The sequence below is a fragment of the Agrobacterium salinitolerans genome (assembly GCF_002008225.1).
Classification (GTDB): domain Bacteria; phylum Pseudomonadota; class Alphaproteobacteria; order Rhizobiales; family Rhizobiaceae; genus Agrobacterium; species Agrobacterium salinitolerans.
The window spans coordinates 415,019-434,253 of record NZ_MRDH01000006.1 but is presented as its reverse complement, the minus strand read 5'-3'; the positions used below and the strand labels follow the sequence as shown (position 1 = coordinate 434,253).

Sequence of the window (19,235 nt, the reverse complement as noted above, 5' to 3'; positions counted from 1 at the left end):
CATGCCACAGTTCGAAACGCATCGCCACGTCAAACACTCGCCCGACCGCATGTACGACCTCGTCGCCGATGTGGAGAAATATCCGCAGTTTCTGCCCCTTTGCGAGGCGCTCACCGTCCGCTCGCGCAAGGAGCGCGATGGCAAGGTGCTACTGGTGGCGGATATGACTGTGGGTTACAAGGCCATTCGCGAAACCTTCACCACGCAGGTGCTGTTGAACCCGGCAGAGCGCGCCATCGACGTGAAATATATCGACGGCCCGTTCAAATATCTCGACAATCGCTGGCGTTTCGAGGCCTCGGACGAGGGCGGCTCAGCCATTCATTTCTTCATCGATTACGAATTCAAGAATCGCCTGCTCGGCGCGGTGATGGGCTCGATGTTCGACCGGGCTTTCCGCATGTTTGCTGAAGCCTTCGAAACGCGTGCCGATAAAATCTATACGGACCCCGCCTGATTGAGGGCGATCAGCATCTCAAGCGCCGTTCTCACCGTCGCAAGCCGGATTTCGGTGCGGCCGATATCTCCGTAGCGCATTTCGTGATGCAGGAGGTTGCCGTTGCGCGCCTTGGCGGCCAGATGCACAAGCCCCACCGGTTTTTCGGCTGAGCCGCCGCCCGGGCCGGCAATGCCGGTTACCGCCACGGCGAAATTCGCGCGCGAGCGGAAGAGGGCGCCATGCGCCATCTGCAGCGCCGTCTGCCGGGAGACCGCACCAAATGTTGTCAGGGTGTCGGCGCCAACTCCCAGCATGTCCCTCTTGGCTTCGTTCGTGTAGGTAACGAAACCGCGGTCGACGACGGCGGAAGAGCCGGCAATCTCCGTCAGCGCGCCGGCAATCAGGCCGCCCGTGCAGCTTTCCGCGGTCGAGACCATGAAACCATGCGCGGTGAAATCGGCAATGATCCGCCGCGCCAACTCTTCTATGTCCGCGGGAAAAAGGCTCATAACGGTCTGCCCCTGTAGACGACCGTAGCTGTGGCGATTGCAGCAATGCCTTCCCGGCGGCCGACGAAACCGATCGTCTCATTGGTCGTCGCTTTCACCGAGCAGCGCTCCAGCGCAATGCCGAGCATGTCCGAAAGTGCTTCGCGCATGGCCTGGCGGTGCGGACCTATGCGCGGTGCTTCCGCAATCAGCGAGACATCGGCATTCATGATCGTGCCGCCATTGTCGCGTACGACCTTTGCCGCATGCTCCAGGAAGATGCGCGAGGCTGCACCCTTCCATTGTGGATCGGAAGGCGGGAAGTGATCGCCGATATCGCCGGCACCGCAGGTGGCGAGCAGGGCGTCCGTCAGCGCATGCAGCGCCACATCGGCATCCGAATGGCCTTTCAGTCTCTGGTCATGCTCGATGAAGATTCCGCAGAGCGTCACGCCATCGCCGGCCTCCAGCTGATGCACGTCGTAACCATTGCCGGTGCGCACGTCCGGCAATCCGTTGGAGAGCTTTTCATCGGCCATGGCGATATCCCGCTTGAGAGTGAGTTTTACATTATCGACCGAACCTTCTGTCAGCGTCACCGTCAGTCCTGCCCACTCGGCAATCGATGCATCATCGGTGAAATCGGTTTTGCCAGATGCGGAAGCGGCGCGATGTGCTCCAAGAATATCGCCGAACGTGAAACTCTGTGGCGTCTGCGCAGCATAAAGTCCCTGGCGTGAAACAGTCTCTGCAACAACGTTACCCGCACCGCGCTTCAGCGTGTCGGTGACGGGGAGGGCGGGTAGGACGCTGCTGGCGCCGGCCCGGTGCAGGGCGACGATCCGTTCCAGCATGTCCACGGGGACGAAAGGCCGCACGGCATCATGGATCATCACATGCGTCAGCTCTTCCGAGGCAAGCGCTTCCAGCCCGGCAAGCACTGATTGCTGGCGTGTTGAGCCGCCCGTGACGGTGACGATCCGCCCGCCGGAATCAAGCCGCTGGAGGATTGGCGACAGCAGTGCTGCATCGTCTGCATGACTGACGATCACGATGGCGGAGGCATGATCCCAATCGAGGAAGGTGGATAATGTATGCTCGATCACGGCCCGGCCTCCGATCGGGCGATATTGTTTCGGCCCTTCCTCGGGAGAGCCCGCTCTTTCTCCACGTCCGGCGGCGACGATGACGATGCCGAGTTTCATAGTACTTTCCTGCATTGGTCTTATGCTTTGCGCGCAACCCTTAGCGGTTGACAGTCCTGCTCTAGCGTTTCAAAACCCGGATGGCCAGCCCGATATGACGCGCATTCGCCCCTGCATGCCGCAGGATCAGCAGCCATTGCGCGTTCAAACCTGCACAAATTGCTGCCGACAGCAAAACAGGCAGGCAATCGCCCAGCAAATAAAAGGTGCAACCCTCTAAAAGTGCTTGGCAACCGCACAAACACTGTCTAAAAATAATGCAAATAAACCTTCTGCATGAAAGATCATCAATTGCATCTTCCGGAGTTGTCAGAACCGTTCAGCATCGGCCCAGTTACGATCCGTAATCGTGCCGTGCTGGCGCCCATGTCGGGCGTGACGGATCTGCCGTTTCGGCAACTTGCCTGGCGTTTTGGCGCAGGCCTTGTCGTGACGGAAATGGTGGCAAGCCGTGAGCTCGTCGCTAACAGAGGCGAATCCTGGGCGCGGCTGAAAAACGCCGGCATGTGTCCGCATATGGTGCAGCTCGCCGGCCGCGAGGCGCATTTCATGGCCGAGGCGGCGAAGATTGCCGCCGATAACGGCGCTGGAATCATCGACATCAATATGGGTTGTCCTGCCAAGAAGGTGACGGGTGGCTATTCCGGCTCGGCTTTGATGCGCGATCCCGATCATGCACTCTCGCTCATCGAGGCAACGGTCAATGCAGTCGACGTGCCTGTGACGCTGAAGATGCGGCTCGGCTGGGACGAGAACACCATCAATGCGCCGGAGATCGCCCGCCGTGCCGAAGCCGCTGGCGTTCAGCTCATGACCATTCACGGCCGCACCCGTATGCAGTTTTACGAGGGACGGGCAGACTGGGATGCCATCCGCGCCGTGCGTGAGGTGATTTCCGTGCCGCTGATCGCCAATGGCGATGTGGAAACGGCCGATGATGCACGCGAAATCCTGCGCCGTTCGGGTGCGGATGCCGTCATGGTCGGTCGCGGCGCGCAGGGGCAGCCATGGCTGCCGGCGGTGCTCGCCGGACATTCAGCCCCGCACCGCGACGATATTCCCGCCATCGCCATCGAACATTACGAGATGATGCTGGAATTCTACGGAAGGGAAGCCGGTCTTAGGCACGCCCGCAAACATCTGGGCTGGTATCTCGACCGTTTTGCACTTGAGTTCGCCACCTCCGACAAGGCTCAAATCATGACATCGCGTGACACGGGAGAGGTGGCGGATCTGCTGCGCACCGCCCTTTGCGCAAATGCGGGCGAAAACGCCGCAAGGAAGGCCGCATGAGCGCTGACAAACATAGCCCGGCAGATGGAAACCCGCTTGCCATGGCGGTTTTGAACGCGGTGCAGAACCCCGTCATCCTGGTGGATGCCGAAGGTTTCATCGCCTTCGCCAATTGGGAAGCCGAAGCCTTTTTCGGGGCGAGCGCCTCCCATCTCGCGCGCTACCGTGTTTCTACCTTCATTCCCTTCGGCAGCCCGCTGCTTGCGCTGATCGATCAGGTGCGCGAGCGCCGCGCGCCGGTCAACGAATATCGCGTCGATCTGAGTTCGCCGCGTCTCGGCCAGGACAAGCTGGTCGATCTTTACGTTGCGCCTGTTGTCAGCGAACCGGGATCGGTGGTCGTCGTCTTCCAGGAAAGGTCGATGGCCGACAAGATCGACCGGCAACTGACGCATCGCGCTGCGGCACGCTCCGTTACCGGCCTTGCCTCCATGCTCGCGCATGAGATCAAGAACCCGCTCTCCGGCATTCGCGGCGCTGCCCAGTTGCTGGAGACCTCGGTTGCCGATGAGGACCGGGCGCTGACGCGGCTGATCTGCGATGAGACCGACCGCATCGTCTCGCTGGTTGACCGCATGGAGGTGTTTTCCGACGAGCGGCCGGTGGATCGCGTGCCGGTTAACATCCATTCCGTGCTGGATCATGTGAAGGCCATCGCCAAGGCCGGCTTTGCCCGCAATATCAAGATTTCCGAGAACTACGACCCGTCGCTGCCGCCGGTTTATGCCAATCGCGACCAGCTGGTGCAGGTCTTTCTCAATCTCGTGAAGAATGCGGCGGAAGCCGTGGGCAATCAGCCGGATGGCGAAATCGTGCTGACGACCGCCTATCGCCCCGGCATCCGTCTTTCGGTTGCCGGCAGCCGCGAACGCATCTCGCTGCCGCTCGAATTCTGCGTACATGACAATGGCCCCGGCGTCCCGGCCGACCTTCTGCCGCACCTCTTCGATCCTTTCATCACCACCAAGACGAATGGTTCCGGCCTCGGGCTGGCGCTGGTCGCGAAGTTGATCGGCGCCCATGGTGGCATCGTCGAATGCGACAGCCAGAACCACCGCACGACCTTCCGCGTATTGATGCCCGTCTCGCCGGAAGTGGCGCTCGACGACAGCTCTTTGCCGAACTCGACAGGAAATGACAGATGACAGCTACGATCCTCGTCGCCGATGATGATGCCGCAATCCGCACCGTTTTGAATCAGGCGCTGAGCCGCGCCGGTTATGACGTGCGCATCACCTCCAATGCTGCAACGCTCTGGCGCTGGGTGTCGGCGGGTGAGGGTGATCTTGTCGTAACCGATGTCGTGATGCCGGATGAAAATGCCTTTGACCTGCTGCCGCGCATCAAGAAGGCCCGCCCGGACCTGCCCGTTTTGGTCATGAGTGCGCAGAACACGTTCATGACAGCCATCAAGGCCTCGGAAAAAGGCGCTTACGATTACCTGCCTAAGCCCTTCGACCTCACGGAACTGATCGCCATCATCGGCCGCGCTTTGTCTGAGCCGAAGCGCAAGCCGGCGAAGCTCGATGACGACATGCAGGACGGCATGCCGCTCGTTGGCCGCTCGGCGGCGATGCAGGAAATCTACCGCGTTCTTGCGCGCCTGATGCAGACCGACCTGACGCTGATGATCACCGGCGAATCCGGCACGGGTAAGGAACTGGTGGCGCGCGCGCTGCATGATTACGGCAAGCGTCGCAACGGACCCTTCGTCGCGATCAACATGGCGGCCATCCCGCGCGACCTCATTGAATCCGAACTCTTCGGCCATGAGAAGGGCGCCTTCACCGGCGCGCAGAACCGCTCGACCGGCCGTTTCGAACAGGCCGAGGGCGGCACGCTGTTCCTCGACGAAATCGGCGACATGCCGATGGACGCCCAGACACGGCTGCTGCGCGTGTTGCAACAGGGGGAATATACGACGGTAGGCGGTCGCACGCCGATCCGCACCGATGTCCGCATCGTCGCGGCCACCAACAAGGACCTGAAGCAGTCGATCAATCAAGGCCTTTTCCGCGAAGACCTCTATTACCGCCTGAACGTCGTGCCGCTGCGGCTGCCGCCGCTGCGTGACCGCGCCGAGGATATTCCCGATCTGGTGCGCCATTTCATCCAGCATGGCGAGAAGGAAGGGCTGGAAGGAAAGCGTTTCGAGAGCGAGGCGCTGGAGGTCATGAAGGCCTATGCCTGGCCAGGCAACGTGCGCGAGCTGGAAAACCTGATCCGCCGCCTGATGGCGCTTTATCCGCAGGAAGTCATCACCCGCGAGATCATCGAGCAGGAATTGCAGTCGGATGTCCCGGACAGCCCGCTCGACAAGATGGCGGTCCGCACAGGTTCTCTCACCATTTCACAGGCGGTGGAGGAAAATATGCGGGATTATTTCGCCAGTTTCGGCGATGGCCTGCCGCCGCCCGGTCTTTATGACCGCGTTCTGCGGGAACTCGAATATCCGTTGATTCTCGCCGCCTTGACTGCGACGCGCGGCAACCAGATCAAGGCCGCCGATCTTCTTGGCTTGAACCGCAATACACTGCGCAAGAAAATCCGCGAGCTTGGCGTTTCCGTTTATCGTAGTTCCCGTCCTACCTGAGAATGTTGACAAGGTCGCCTTTATCGTTGCACTTTCGCCACATTGTGTTGCTTGAAAAACACTAGGAAGGGAAGAGATTCGCCGGTCTGAGGCGCGTCTCGCCTGACTTCAGAAATGTGGTGCTGGCTTGCCAGCGATTGGGAGTAGTGCATGCGGAAACCCGCCGCCGAAAACGCCGTTGCCGACGAAGCAGCGGGCATGGTGGTTGCCGATCGCAGGATGTCTTTCGCTCTGCCGGGTTTGGTGCTCGCCGGCGTCGCTCTCGTTTGCGCCATCATCACCCTGTTCGTACTTCTGGGCGTCACGCCAATCGCACCGACATCGAACGTCGTCATCGCCTCTGTCGTCATCAATTCGATCTTCGTGATCGGCCTGATGTTCCTTATCGGGCGCGAAATCAACCGGCTGCTGAAAGCGCGCAAAAAGGGCAGGGCGGCGGCGCGCCTGCACGTCCGCATCGTCGTGCTTTTCTCCATCGTGGCGATTACGCCCGCGGTCCTCGTCGCCATCTTCGCCAGCTTGACGTTGAATGTGGGCCTCGACCGCTGGTTTTCGCTGCGCACGCAGTCGATTGTCGATTCATCGAGCAATATCGCCCAAGCCTATATGATGGAGAATGCCGGTTATCTTCAGGGGCAGACCCTGTCGATGGCGACCGATCTCGACCGCAACCGTGCGCTTTTTTATCTGGATCGCACCGGCTTCGTCGATCTGATGACCCGTCAGGCCAAGGGGCGCGGTCTTCTTGGCGCGTTTCTGGTGCAGGAAGACGGTGATGCCGTCGCTCAGGCCGACATCAAGACCGAAAAACCGCTTCCCGCCATACCGCACGACGCGCTTGAAAAAGCAGCCGCCGGCCAACCGACGCTGATCCCGCCCGGTATCACCAACCTCGTTGGCGCAATCATCAAGCTTGAAGGCATCAGCGGCACCTTCCTTTACACAGTGCGCGCCGTCGATCCCAAGGTGATGGGCGCCATGCGGCTGATGGAGGAGAACCGCGCCGAATACAAGGCTATGGAGGCGGGCCGTGCGCCGCTGCAGATCGCTTTTGCGATCCTCTATCTCGGTTTTGCGCTGATCGTTCTTCTGGCGGCCATCTGGACGGCGATTGCGGTGGCTGACCGTATCGTGCGGCCCATCCGCCTGCTCATCAGTGCTGCAGACAGCGTCGCTACCGGCAACATGCATGTGCTGGTTCCCGTTCGCGCTGTCGATGGCGACGTCGGGCGTCTGTCGCGTACCTTCAACAAGATGGTTTCTGAACTGCGCAGTCAGCAGGAACAGATCATTGAGGCCAAGGACGATATCGACGACCGTCGCCGCTTCATCGAAGCCGTGCTGTCGGGCGTCACCGCCGCCGTCATCGGTGTCGATGAGAGCCGCAGGATCACCATCGTCAATCCGTCGGGCGAAGAGTTTCTGGCGCAGACCTCCGAACAGCTTATCGGCGCGCAACTGTCGGAGATCGCGCCTGAAATCGAACAGGTCGTCAACGAGGCCAATACCTGGTCTCGCGGCAACTTCCGCAAGCAGATCAATATCATGCGGCGTGGCAAGGAACGGACGCTGAATGTGCAGGTGACCCGTGAGGATGCTCGCGACAGCCGTGACAGCTACGTCATCACACTTGATGACATCACCGATCTCGTCATCGCTCAGCGTTCGACCGCATGGTCGGATGTGGCGCGTCGTATCGCCCATGAGATCAAGAACCCGCTGACGCCGATCCAGCTTTCCGCAGAGCGCATCAAGCGCCGTTTCGGCAAGCAGATCGATGAAAACGACCGCGCCATCTTCGATCAGTGTACCGACACCATAGTCAGGCAGGTAGGCGATATCGGCCGTATGGTCGATGAATTCTCGGCCTTTGCGCGCATGCCAAAGCCGACGAAGGAGAAATCGGACCTGCGGGCGATTTTGAAGGATGCGGCATTCCTGCGCGAAATCAGCGCGGCCGATACGAAGTTCTCGACCGAGCTCGGCGATGTCCCGCTGGAGGGCATGTTTGATGCCCGCATGCTGGGTCAGGCCTTCGGCAATCTCATCAAGAATGCGACGGAGGCGATTGAGGCGGTAGAAGGCGAAAAACGGCCGGGGAAAATCCTGGTGCGCGCATCCTTCGACGAGGCCAATTCGCGTTTCGTGGCGGATATCATCGACAATGGCCGTGGTCTGCCCGTCGAGAACCGTCACCGCATTCTCGAACCCTATATGACGATGCGGGACAAGGGCACGGGCCTCGGTCTGGCCATCGTCAAGAAAATCATCGAAGAGCATGGCGGGTATCTGGAACTCCACGATGCCCCGCCGGAGTTCGATCACGGCCACGGCGCCATGATCAGAGTGCTGCTGCCCTATATCGAGGCGGTCGGCGGCGAAAATAACAAGGAAGCAGCATATGGCGTCTGATATTCTGGTCGTGGATGACGAGGCGGACATTCGCGAAATCGTAGCAGGCATTCTTTCCGACGAAGGCCACGAGACCCGCATGGCGTTTGACAGTGACAGCGCGCTGGCCGCCATTTCGGAGCGGGTGCCGCGCCTGATATTTCTCGACATCTGGATGCAGGGTTCGAAGCTCGACGGTCTGGCGCTGCTGGACGAAATCAAGAGCCGTCACCCCGAAATTCCTGTCGTCATGATCTCCGGTCACGGCAATATCGAAACCGCTGTCAACGCCATCAAGCGCGGCGCTTTCGACTTCATCGAAAAGCCCTTCAAGGCCGACCGCCTCATCCTGATCGCCGAGCGGGCGCTGGAAAACTCCAAGCTCAAGCGTGAGGTTCAGGAACTCAAGAAGCGCACCGGTGACGCGGTTGAACTCGTCGGCGCGTCGCTTGCGGTGTCGCAGCTTCGCCAGACTATCGACCGGGTTGCTCCCACCAACAGCCGCATAATGATCCTCGGTCCTTCCGGTTCCGGCAAAGAGCTCGTGGCGCGCATGGTGCACAAGAAGTCCTCGCGTGCGAGCGGACCCTTCGTCGCCCTAAACGCCGCGACGATCACGCCGGACCGCATGGAAATCGCGCTTTTTGGCACGGAAGGACTTCCCGGGCAGCCGCGCAAGGTCGGCGCTCTGGAAGAAGCCCATCGCGGCGTGCTGTATCTTGATGAAGTCGGCGAGATGCCGCGCGAAACGCAGAACAAGATCCTGCGGGTGCTGGTCGACCAACAGTTCGAGCGCGTCGGCGGCGGCAAGCGGGTGAAGGTGGATGTGCGCATCATTTCCTCAACCGCCCATCACCTCGAAAGCCTGATCGCCGAAGGCCAGTTCCGCGAAGACCTTTATCATCGACTCGCTGTCGTGCCGGTGAAGGTCCCGGCGCTCTCCGAACGACGCGAGGATATTCCTTTCCTCGTGGACATGTTCATGCGTCAGATTTCCGAGCAGGCCGGCATCCGCCCGCGCAAGATCGGTGACGACGCCATGGCCGTTCTCCAGACACATGACTGGCCGGGTAACATCCGGCAGTTGCGCAACAATATCGAACGGCTGATGATTCTTGCCCGTCCCGAAGGCGGCGAAGCGCCGATCTCGGCCGACATGCTCCCCTCGGATATTGGCGACATGCTGCCGAAGATTTCGGCGCAGGGCGATCAGCACATCATGACCCTGCCGCTGCGCGAGGCCCGTGAGATGTTCGAGCGTGACTATCTGATGGCGCAGATCAACCGCTTCGGCGGCAATATTTCGCGAACGGCGGAATTTGTCGGCATGGAACGGTCTGCATTGCATCGCAAACTGAAATCTCTCGGCGTATAAGGGAAGAAGGCGCTTCGGCGTAACCGATTATTCCGTCAGAGAGACAGCATGAAAGTTATCATTTGCGGCGCAGGGCAGGTGGGTTACGGCATCGCCGAACAATTGTCTCGAGAGGACAACGAAGTATCGGTGATCGATACCGCCGCGCCGCTCATCACCGCCATTACCGAGACGCTGGATGTGCGCGGTTACGTCGGTCATGGCGCCCATCCCGACATGCTGGCCAAGGCCGGCGCCGATCAGGCCGACATGATCATCGCCGTGACGTTGCATGACGAGATCAACATCGTCGCCTGCGAGGTGGCGCATGCACTGTTCAGCGTGCCGACCAAAATCGCCCGCATCCGCGACCAGAGCTATCTGAAGCCGGAATATGCCGATCTCTTCAGCCGCGAGAACATGTCCATCGATGTAACGATTTCCCCCGAAGTCGAAGTTGGCAAGATGGTGCTGCGGCGCATCGCCTTTCCGGGCGCGACCGATGTGGTTCGGTTTGCAGACGATACGATCTCCATGCTGGCAATCGAGTGCATGGAGGATTGTCCGGTCATCAACACGCCGCTGCACCAGCTTTCCAGCCTCTTTCCCGACCTCATCGCCACGGTAGTGGGCGTCTACCGGGGCGGCGTTCTCAAGGTTGCGCATTCCTCCGAGCAATTGCGGGTGGGCGACCTTGCCTATGTCATTTGCCAGCGCCATCACGCCCGCCGCACCTTAAGTCTTTTCGGCCATGAGGAGCAGGAGGCGCAGCGAATCGTGATTGCGGGCGCCGGCAATATCGGACACTTCGTCGCGCGCAAGATCGAGGAACTGCAGCCGAAAACGCGGGTGAAGATCATCGAGGCGGACCGCGACAGGGCGGTTGCCGCATCTGAACACTTAAGCCACACCATCGTCATGCATGGCTCGGCGCTTGACCAGAAAATCCTCATGCAGGCCGATATTCAGGATGCCGATCTTATTGTGACGCTCACCAATAACGACCAGACCAATATTCTGGCTGCGGTGATCGCCAAACAACTCGGCTGCAAATCGAATCTGGCGCTGTTGAACAGTACGTCGTTCCACGATGTCTCCCGCTCTCTGGGCCTCGATGCCTATATCAACCCGCGGGCCGTTACGATCTCCCGCGTGCTTCAGCACGTGCGCAAGGGGCGCATCCGCTCAGTCTATGCCGTCCAGCGCGGCTCGGCGGAGGTGATCGAAGCGGAAGCGTTGGAAACGTCGCCGCTGGTCGGCCAGTCCTTCCGCGACATCGACATGCCGGAGGGTGTGCGCATCGGGGCGATCTATCGCGACGGCGTGGTGATCCGCCCGGATGGCAGCACGAAAATCAAGGCGAAGGACCGCGTCGTGCTGTTTGCATCCGCCGATGCGGTGCGCGACGTTGAACAACTCTTCCGTGTGTCGATACAATATTTTTGACTGTCCCGAATTGAAAATGTGGGTCAATACTCGTACTCATTCGGCTGTTTTGACCGTTGCGGAACGGAACACGATTTGATACCAGAGTTTGAGGTCGGCCAAGCGGGGGACAAGACTCGGCCGGCTTATTATTGATTGATTATTTTCCGGTATCCCTGCCGGCAAAAAAGAAAGAAGCGGCGCCATGGCGGAACGTTCTCAAAACCTTCAGGATCTCTTCCTCAATACCGTTCGTAAGCAAAAGATTTCGCTCACGATTTTCCTGATCAACGGCGTCAAGCTGACGGGCGTTGTCACCTCCTTCGACAATTTCTGCGTGCTTCTGCGCCGTGACGGTCATTCGCAGCTTGTTTACAAGCATGCGATCTCCACCATCATGCCCGGCCAGCCGATGCAGATGTTCGAAAGCGAAGAAGGCGCTGCCTGATCGGGCTCCCTCGACGAATATTCGACATAGACTGACCCGGACCGGGAACATTTCCCGTGCCGTCAGGTTAATTCCCATGGCCGCCCGCGCCGATGCGGTCGGCCGCAATCCTCTTTCTGGACAAGGCTGAACCCATTTCAACGCGCGACACCTCGAACGAATCGATTATTCCGGAGCAGGAAAAGCGCCGCGACGACATGCGTGCGGTCGTCCTCGTGCCGGTCCTCAAGCAGCGCGAAACCCGCGATGCGGCTGCCGGCCCGGCTACCCCCGGCCGTTCGGTCGAAGCCAAGCTTGAGGAAGCAAAGGGACTGGCGCTCGCCATCGATCTGGAAGTGACGCAGGGTCTCATCGTTCCGGTGAACCAGCCGCGCCCGGCCACGCTGTTCGGAACCGGCAAGATCGAAGAAATCGGTCATCTTCTCGATGAGACCGATTCCGGCCTGGTGATCGTCGATCATCCGCTGACCCCGGTGCAGCAGCGCAATCTCGAAAAGCAGTGGAATTGCAAGGTCATCGACCGCACGGGTCTGATCCTTGAAATCTTCGGCCGCCGCGCCTCCACGAAGGAAGGCACGCTGCAGGTCGATCTTGCGCATCTGAACTACCAGAAGGGCCGCCTCGTCCGAAGCTGGACCCACCTTGAGCGCCAGCGCGGCGGTGCGGGCTTCATGGGCGGTCCGGGTGAAACACAGATCGAGGCCGACCGCCGGCTTTTGCAGGAACGCATCGTCAAGCTGGAGCGCGAGCTGGAGCAGGTGGTGCGCACGCGGCAGCTACACCGCGCCAAGCGCCGCAAGGTGCCGCATCCGATCGTCGCGCTGGTCGGTTACACCAATGCCGGCAAATCCACGCTGTTCAACCGCATCACCGGCGCTGGCGTTCTGGCGGAGGATATGCTGTTCGCCACGCTCGACCCGACCTTGCGCCGCATGAAGCTGCCGCATGGCCGCACCGTCATCCTGTCCGATACGGTCGGTTTCATTTCCGATCTCCCGACGCATCTGGTCGCCGCTTTCCGCGCCACTCTGGAAGAGGTGCTGGAAGCCGATCTCGTTTTGCATGTGCGCGATATGTCCGATCCGGACAATGCTGCCCAGTCTGCGGATGTGTTGCGTATTCTCGGTGACCTCGGCATTGACGAGAAGGAAGCGGAAAAGCGCATCATCGAGGTCTGGAACAAGGTCGACCGTCTGGAGCCGGAAGCGCATGACGCCATCATGCAGCGCGCCGAAGGTCGTTCCGATATCCGCGCCGTTTCGGCCATCACGGGTGAGGGCGTCGATGCCCTGATGGACGAGATTTCTAAGCGTCTTTCCGGTGTTCTGACGGAAACCACCGTGGTTCTTTCCGTTGAGCAGTTGCCGCTGATATCCTGGGTCTACAGCAATTCCATCGTCGACAATCGTGAAGATCACGAGGACGGATCGGTCGCGCTCGATGTGCGCTTGTCGGAAGCGCAAGCGGCCGAACTGGAACGGAAGCTTGGAAAAGCGACGGTTCGCGAGCGGGAAGACTGGGAGCGCTGAGCGCTCCCTGCATTGTGCCAAACTCTCTCCGTCATTCCGGCCTTGAGCCGGAATACAGCCTTATCGCGTCTGCGCTGTGAGAAGAGTCTTTTGCGATCAAAGACCTGGTCGCGCTGGACCTCGCTCTAAATCCGGGGTGACGGTTGCGGATGCTGCGCTGCTGCCAGATGCATTCGGCAGTCATAGTGGAAAAGCTGTGCCTTACCGGATCCACCGCATATCCCTGCGATCAAGATGTAACCGTATCAAGCGAACGTTCGATGCGTTTCGCCGCCTGCCAGAGATCTTCCATTCTCTCGAGACTTGCTTCTTCCAGCGTTTCGCCATTTTGGGTGAGCGACGTTTCGATGTGATTGAAACGCCTGCGGAATTTCGTATTCGTACCGCGCAGCGCATCTTCCGGATCGGCTTTGACATGCCGGCCGATATTGACGAGGGCAAAGATGAGATCGCCGAGCTCGTCCGAGACCTTTTCCGGTTTTCCTTCCGCCAGCGCCTCACGCAGTTCCGCGATTTCCTCCTCGATCTTGTCGAGAATGGGAGCGGGGTTCGACCAGTCGAAACCGGCACGCGCTGCCTGTTCCTGTAGCTTCAGGGCCTCGGTCAGCGCCGGCTGGCTACGCTGTACGCCGCCCAGAAAGCCTGCCTTGAAATCCTCGGTGATGCCCCGTCGCGCGCGTCGCTCTGCACGCTCGCGTTTCTCTTCCGCCTTGATGCGATCCCATTGCAGTTTGACGCCGTCCGGCGTGTCGGCGTCGGATACGGCGAAGACATGGGGATGACGGCGGATCATCTTCGCGGTGACGGCCTGCACCACATCGCCGAAGGCGAATTCGCCCATCTCTTCGGCAATACGGGCATGGAAAACCACCTGTAACAGCAGGTCGCCCAGCTCCTCGCAAAGATCGTCCATATCCTTGCGCTCAATGGCGTCGGCAACTTCATACGCCTCTTCGATCGTATAGGGCTTGATTGTCTCGAAGGTCTGCACGACGTCCCAGGGGCAGCCGGTTTCCGGCTGACGCAGCGCTTCCATGATCTCGATCAGGCGGGAAATATCCTTCGAGGCTTCCATAATGTCTCAAACCTTCGTTCTTTGTTTCCGCGCATCGCCCGGACGGAAAACCGCCACGCACGTCCGCCGGAAAAGCTTTAGTTCAATGGAATATCGTTGCCGCTCTTGGACGACTGGTAGCTGGTGGAAAGATCGTCATAGGCGGTCTTGATACGGGCCGTCTGCGTTTTCAACGCGGTTTTCAGCGGGTCCTCTTCACGCTCCACCAGATCGGCGATGAAATACGAATTCCAGAACGCATTGTTGCGGCGATAGCCGCCCGGTTCCAGTCCGAAGACCTCCTTGAGGATTTTCAGGTCATGCGGGATCGCGAAAGCGTCGCGGGAATCTTCGTGGCTGAAGAAGGAATAGAAATTGTCGAAACCGGCCCAGGTGATGGCGGACATGCACATGGTGCAGGGTTCGTGGGTGGAGAGAAAAATCAGTTCCTTCGTGTTCGGCTTTTCGCCCAGCTCGTAAAACCGCTTCAGCGTGTGCACTTCACCATGCCAGAGCGGATTTTCCAGCTCGTTATTGGTCTCGGCGATAACCAGCGACAGGTCCGATTTTCGCAGGATCGCCGCACCGAAAACCTTGTTGCCAAGGCTGACGCCCCTCGACGTCAAGGGCAGAATATCGTGTTCGATGACATCGAGAAGGCGGGCGGCGAGGGTGGGGTTGGTCAAGGGTCTGGTCCTTCGTGCCGCTTTAAGAAAAAGCGGTCTTCGCATGGGGAAACCGACAGTCGATTGTCGCTCCTTGTTCGGCGTGGGGACCCGCTTTGTCAAGGGATTGCGAGGGGATTCTCAGGGCTAGCGCGGGTGTGGAAAAGCATCGCCGGTTTGTTTTCCTCCAAAACCGGGGTCTTCGAGAAATAAAAATCCAGGTGCCGGAAAGGCTTGAATTTCTGTTTCTTCAATCTTGCACCGCAATGCGGGATATATATCCAATGCACAACGAACATGATTTTTCCGCTGCTGGCGACCGCCTTTCAACCTTCCCCGCTTTCTTCCGGGTCGAGGGGCAGCAGGTCGCTGTTTTCGGAAATGGCGATGAAGCCTTCGCGAAGGTAAGGCTTCTCGCCAATACCAGCGCGCATATCATTGCCTATGCCGACCAGCCGGAAGCCGATTTTGCCCGTTATATCAGCGAAAACAGCATTGATCATCGGGCTTTGGCTTTCGCCGGCGAATTGGTCGAAGGCGCCACGCTGGTCTTCGCCGCTACCGGCGACGAGGCGCTGGACCGTGAGATCGTCACCGTCGCGCGCGCCGCGAAAATCCCTGCCAATGCGGTGGATCAGCCGGAATTCTGCGATTTCTTTACCCCCGCGCTCGTCGCCCGCGCGCCCGTCGCCGTGGCTATCGGCACGGAAGGGGCAGGGCCTGTTCTCGCCCAGATGATCCGCGCCCGCATTGACCAGATGCTGTCGCCGTCGCTCGGCAAGCTTGCGCGCCTTGCCGTGCAGTATCGTGATGCGGCCGAGGAGAACGTGCCGAAGGGCGCCTTGCGGCGCAATTTTTGGCGACGGTTCTTTTCAGGTGCGGTGGCGGATGCCGTCGCTGTTGGCGACACGTTCTCCGCTCGTCAGGCCGTCGGCCGCCTGCTGCAATCGCCCGAACGCAGCGAAGGCCGTATCTGGCTCGTCGGCGCGGGGCCGGGCGCTGAAGATCTGCTGACGCTGCGCGCGCAGCGCGTACTGATGGAAGCCGATGTGATCGTTTACGACGCGCTTGTGCCGCGGGCGATTGTCGATATGGGTCGCCGCGACGCCGAGCGCCTCTCCGTTGGCAAGCGCAAGGGCTGCCACAGCAAATCGCAGGATGAGATCAACCGCCTGCTGGTGCGCCTCGGCAAAGATGGCAAGCGCGTCGTGCGCCTCAAATCCGGCGATCCGCTGGTCTATGGCCGGGCGGGCGAAGAAATGGCGGCGCTGCGCGAGGCCGGTATTGCCTATGAGATCGTGCCCGGCATCACCTCGGCCTTTGCCGCGGCTGCGGATTTCGAATTGCCGCTGACTCTGCGCGGTGTCGCTTCATCTCTGATTTTCACCACCGGCCACGATCTGGCGGGCGATGTTCTGCCCGATTGGGCACGACTTGCCGTCTCCGGCGCGACCATTGCCGTCTACATGGGCCGCAGCGTTGCTGCTTCGGTCGCGAAGCGGCTGATCGATGCAGGGCTTGGTGTGGAAACCACCGTCGCCGTCATCGAAAACGCCAGCCGCGCGGATCGCCGCCTGCTGCATGGCACACTGAACGATCTGCCCGAACTCGAATATCATGATGAACTGACCGGCCCGGTCATGGTCATCATTGGCGATGCGGTGGCGGGCGCTAATTTTGACAGGTCCGAGGCGCTTGCATCGTCAGTGCGGCCGGCGGATTTCAAACGGGAGTATGCAAATGGCTGATAAGGTGTTGACCGCCAACCGGCTGAGCGATGGCATCGCCGTCTGGCTCGATGCCAACGGGGAGTGGACGGAGAACCTGCAGGGCGCAATCGTTGCCCGCCATGCGGAGGCGGTCGCCTCGCTCGAGGAAATAGGCAAGCGGGATTTTTCCGCCAACAAGGTCGTTGATGTGGCCATCATCGACGTCGTCGAGGAGAATGGCAAGCTTTGGCCGACGCGTCTTCGCGAACGCATCCGCGCCGCCGGCCCGACCATGCACTATGCCGCCGGTTACAAGCCGGCCGATGCAGCATTCATCGCAGTCTGAGGAAGAATATGTACCGTTACGACGAGTTCGATCACGCATTTGTTGAAGGCCGCGTGGCGCAGTTTCGCGACCAGGTCGAACGCCGGTTGTCCGGCGAACTGGCCGAAGATGCGTTCAAGCCGCTGCGCCTGATGAATGGCGTCTATCTTCAGCTGCACGCCTATATGCTGCGCGTCGCCATTCCCTACGGCACGCTGAATTCGAAGCAGATGCGGATGCTGGCCCATATCGCCCGCAAATATGACCGGGGTTACGGCCACTTCACCACCCGTCAGAACATCCAGTACAACTGGCCGCGCCTTTCCGATACGCCGGACATCTTGTCCGAACTGGCGGGCGTGGAGATGCATGCGCTCCAGACCTCCGGCAACTGCATTCGCAACGTCACCGCCGATCATTTCGCTGGCGCGGCTGCCGATGAGGTCGCCGATCCGCGCCCCTATGCGGAAATCCTGCGTCAGTGGTCTTCCGTGCACCCGGAATTCTCCTTCCTGCCGCGCAAGTTCAAGATCGCTGTCACCGGCGCCGAACGCGACCGTGCGGCCATTCAGGTTCACGATATCGGCCTGCATCTCAAGAAGAACGACAAGGGTGAGATCGGGTTCGCCGTCTATGTCGGCGGCGGACAGGGCCGCACGCCGATGATCGCCAAGAAAATCCGCGACTTCCTGCCGGAAGAGGACCTGTTGTCCTACACCACGGCGATCATGCGCGTTTACAACCTGCATGGCCGTCGCGACAACAAATACAAGGCGCGCATAAAGATCCTCGTGCACGAGACCGGTGCGGAAGAATTGGCCCGCCAGGTCGAGGTCGAATTCGCCGAACTCAAGAACACCGAGTTGAAGCTTCCGGATGCCGATATCGCGGCAATCACCGCTTATTTCGCGCCGCCGGCACTGAAGGACCGGCCGGAAGGCTGGGAGAGCCTGGCGCGCTGGAAGCGGGCAGATGAAGGCTTTGCCCGTTTTGTCGAGCAGAACGTCGCGCCGCACAAGCATCCCGATTACGGCATGGTGACGATCTCACTGAAGCCGATCGGCGGGATTCCGGGGGATGCGACCGACGAGCAGATGGAACTCGTCGCCGATATCGCCGCGGAATATGCCTTCGACGAAATCCGTATCAGCCATGAGCAGAACATCATACTGCCGCATGTGGCGCTGGCCGATCTCGAGCCGGTTTATCGCGCGCTGGTAGGCGCTGGCCTTGCGACCGCCAATGCCGGGCTCATCACCGATATCATTGCCTGTCCCGGGCTGGATTATTGCGCGCTCGCCAATGCGCGCTCCATTCCGGTGGCGCAGGAAATTTCCACCCGTTTCGGTTCGCCGGAGCGTCAGGCGGAAATCGGTGAGCTGAAGATCAAGATTTCCGGATGCATCAATGCCTGCGGTCACCACCATGTCGGCCATATCGGCCTTCTGGGTGTTGAGAAGAAGGGTGCGGAACTCTACCAGATCACGCTTGGCGGATCGGGTGATGAAAACACCTCGATCGGTGAAATCATCGGCCGCGGCTTCGAGCCGGAAAAAGTCACCGACGCCATCGAAACCATCGTTGACACCTATCTCGGGCTTCGCCTTTCGAAGGAAGAAAACTTCCTTGAAGCCTATCGCCGCGTTGGACCGCAGCCGTTCAAGCACGCGCTTTACGGTTCCGCCGCAGAAGCCGCCTGAGGAGAATGCCATGACAAAAATCTGGAACCGCGACGGCTTCGTGGAAAACGATCCCTGGGTGATTGAAACGGAAGAAGTGAAAGCGACAGCGGAGCAGAAGCCGGTGCTGCCGCTTGCCGATTTTCTGGTTCGTGCCGCCGAAAGCAACGATATCGGTCTCGGTGTTCTGATCACGCCCGCCGACGATGTGACGCGGCTCGGACCCTATCTCGACCGTATCGACCTTGTCGCCGTAAGCTTCCCGGCCTTCAATGACGGTCGCGGATTCAGCCACGCCTCGTTGCTGCGCAGCCGTCTTAATTTTGCGGGCGAGGTGAGGGCGGTTGGCGACGTCCTGATCGATCAGGTGCCGCTGATGCTTCGCACCGGATTCACCAGCTTTGCGGTGACGAACGGCACGGCCATCAGCCGTTTGTCCGAAAATCGCCTGCCGGAAATTCCGGTTTATTATCAGCCGACAGCCAAGCCGGCGAGTGGCGGCGAGGCCTATAGCTGGCGTCGTCGTGCGTCTCTATGACACGTTGCGTGGAAATATGAGTATTATATACATATTTCCTACGCACATGGCAGTATTGACGTTCTCATGCCTTCAAACCGGAGCAAAAATGGTATAATTG

At 59.9% G+C, this 19,235-nt stretch carries 17 protein-coding genes; 13 read left to right on the top strand and 4 right to left on the bottom strand.

Going from position 1 to position 19,235, the window contains the following annotated elements; all coding sequences use genetic code 11:
• Nucleotide 1 precedes the first annotated feature (1 nt).
• Nucleotides 2-457: a type II toxin-antitoxin system RatA family toxin gene (locus tag BS627_RS06170; RefSeq protein WP_035217445.1), complete on the top strand. Its 456-nt coding sequence runs from the start codon at nucleotides 2-4 to the stop codon at nucleotides 455-457.
• Here the strand turns inward: BS627_RS06170 and BS627_RS06165 are convergent.
• The gene (locus BS627_RS06165; RefSeq protein WP_077982342.1) at nucleotides 439-948 is read right to left on the bottom strand and encodes a CinA family protein; all 510 of its coding nucleotides are present in this window, start codon (nucleotides 946-948) and stop codon (nucleotides 439-441) included. The two genes, BS627_RS06170 and BS627_RS06165, sit on opposite strands and share 19 nt — an antisense overlap.
• Entirely contained in the window at nucleotides 945-2,132 is a 1,188-nt protein-coding gene (locus BS627_RS06160; protein ID WP_077982341.1) for a bifunctional 2-C-methyl-D-erythritol 4-phosphate cytidylyltransferase/2-C-methyl-D-erythritol 2,4-cyclodiphosphate synthase, read from the bottom strand. The genes BS627_RS06165 and BS627_RS06160 overlap by 4 nt, the downstream gene beginning before the upstream one ends.
• Before the next feature lie 276 nt (nucleotides 2,133-2,408).
• On the opposite strand from BS627_RS06160, the gene dusB reads away from it, so the two are divergent.
• The 8 genes from dusB (at nucleotide 2,409) to hflX (ending at nucleotide 13,165) form a co-directional block, all read left to right on the top strand.
• Nucleotides 2,409-3,425 (top strand): tRNA dihydrouridine synthase DusB, encoded by a 1,017-nt coding sequence (gene dusB / locus BS627_RS06155; protein ID WP_077982340.1) that lies wholly within the window; start codon nucleotides 2,409-2,411, stop codon nucleotides 3,423-3,425.
• On the top strand, nucleotides 3,422-4,570 hold the full coding sequence (locus tag BS627_RS06150) for a two-component system sensor histidine kinase NtrB (RefSeq protein WP_077982339.1): 1,149 nt from the start codon (nucleotides 3,422-3,424) through the stop codon (nucleotides 4,568-4,570). Before dusB ends, BS627_RS06150 begins: the two co-directional genes overlap by 4 nt.
• Entirely contained in the window at nucleotides 4,567-6,018 is a 1,452-nt protein-coding gene (gene ntrC / locus BS627_RS06145; RefSeq protein WP_077982338.1) for a nitrogen regulation protein NR(I), read from the top strand. Before BS627_RS06150 ends, ntrC begins: the two co-directional genes overlap by 4 nt.
• 150 nt (nucleotides 6,019-6,168) lie before the next feature.
• A complete protein-coding gene (locus BS627_RS06140; RefSeq protein WP_077982337.1) occupies nucleotides 6,169-8,430 on the top strand; it encodes a sensor histidine kinase NtrY-like in 2,262 nt (753 codons plus the stop codon).
• Nucleotides 8,420-9,784: a nitrogen assimilation response regulator NtrX gene (gene ntrX / locus BS627_RS06135; protein ID WP_003521348.1), complete on the top strand. Its 1,365-nt coding sequence runs from the start codon at nucleotides 8,420-8,422 to the stop codon at nucleotides 9,782-9,784. Before BS627_RS06140 ends, ntrX begins: the two co-directional genes overlap by 11 nt.
• Nucleotides 9,785-9,832: 48 nt before the next feature.
• Nucleotides 9,833-11,209: a Trk system potassium transporter TrkA gene (gene trkA / locus BS627_RS06130; RefSeq protein ID WP_077982336.1), complete on the top strand. Its 1,377-nt coding sequence runs from the start codon at nucleotides 9,833-9,835 to the stop codon at nucleotides 11,207-11,209.
• Nucleotides 11,210-11,393: 184 nt separating this feature from the next.
• On the top strand, nucleotides 11,394-11,636 hold the full coding sequence (gene hfq / locus BS627_RS06125; RefSeq protein ID WP_003496145.1) for an RNA chaperone Hfq: 243 nt from the start codon (nucleotides 11,394-11,396) through the stop codon (nucleotides 11,634-11,636).
• A gap of 92 nt (nucleotides 11,637-11,728) precedes the next feature.
• Nucleotides 11,729-13,165 (top strand): GTPase HflX, encoded by a 1,437-nt coding sequence (hflX, locus tag BS627_RS06120; protein WP_193600481.1) that lies wholly within the window; start codon nucleotides 11,729-11,731, stop codon nucleotides 13,163-13,165.
• Nucleotides 13,166-13,394: 229 nt separating this feature from the next.
• Here hflX and mazG read toward each other — a convergent pair whose 3' ends face one another.
• Nucleotides 13,395-14,240: a nucleoside triphosphate pyrophosphohydrolase gene (gene mazG / locus BS627_RS06115; protein WP_077982335.1), complete on the bottom strand. Its 846-nt coding sequence runs from the start codon at nucleotides 14,238-14,240 to the stop codon at nucleotides 13,395-13,397.
• Nucleotides 14,241-14,317: 77 nt separating this feature from the next.
• The gene (locus BS627_RS06110; protein WP_420836195.1) at nucleotides 14,318-14,950 is read right to left on the bottom strand and encodes a deaminase; all 633 of its coding nucleotides are present in this window, start codon (nucleotides 14,948-14,950) and stop codon (nucleotides 14,318-14,320) included.
• Nucleotides 14,951-15,168: 218 nt separating this feature from the next.
• On the opposite strand from BS627_RS06110, the gene cysG reads away from it, so the two are divergent.
• Genes cysG through BS627_RS06085 form a run of 4 tightly spaced genes read left to right on the top strand, consistent with a single transcriptional unit; the run spans nucleotide 15,169 to nucleotide 19,135 of the window.
• The gene (gene cysG, locus BS627_RS06100) at nucleotides 15,169-16,632 is read left to right on the top strand and encodes a siroheme synthase CysG (protein ID WP_077982931.1); all 1,464 of its coding nucleotides are present in this window, start codon (nucleotides 15,169-15,171) and stop codon (nucleotides 16,630-16,632) included.
• Nucleotides 16,625-16,939: a DUF2849 domain-containing protein gene (locus tag BS627_RS06095; protein WP_077982333.1), complete on the top strand. Its 315-nt coding sequence runs from the start codon at nucleotides 16,625-16,627 to the stop codon at nucleotides 16,937-16,939. Before cysG ends, BS627_RS06095 begins: the two co-directional genes overlap by 8 nt.
• A gap of 8 nt (nucleotides 16,940-16,947) precedes the next feature.
• Nucleotides 16,948-18,618 carry a nitrite/sulfite reductase gene (locus BS627_RS06090; RefSeq protein ID WP_077982332.1) on the top strand — a complete coding sequence of 557 codons (1,671 nt, stop codon included), beginning with the start codon at nucleotides 16,948-16,950 and terminating at the stop codon, nucleotides 18,616-18,618.
• Between the two features lie 10 nt (nucleotides 18,619-18,628).
• Nucleotides 18,629-19,135, top strand: a complete 507-nt coding sequence (locus BS627_RS06085; protein WP_077982933.1) for a DUF934 domain-containing protein — start codon at nucleotides 18,629-18,631, stop codon at nucleotides 19,133-19,135.
• Nucleotides 19,136-19,235 lie beyond the last annotated feature (100 nt).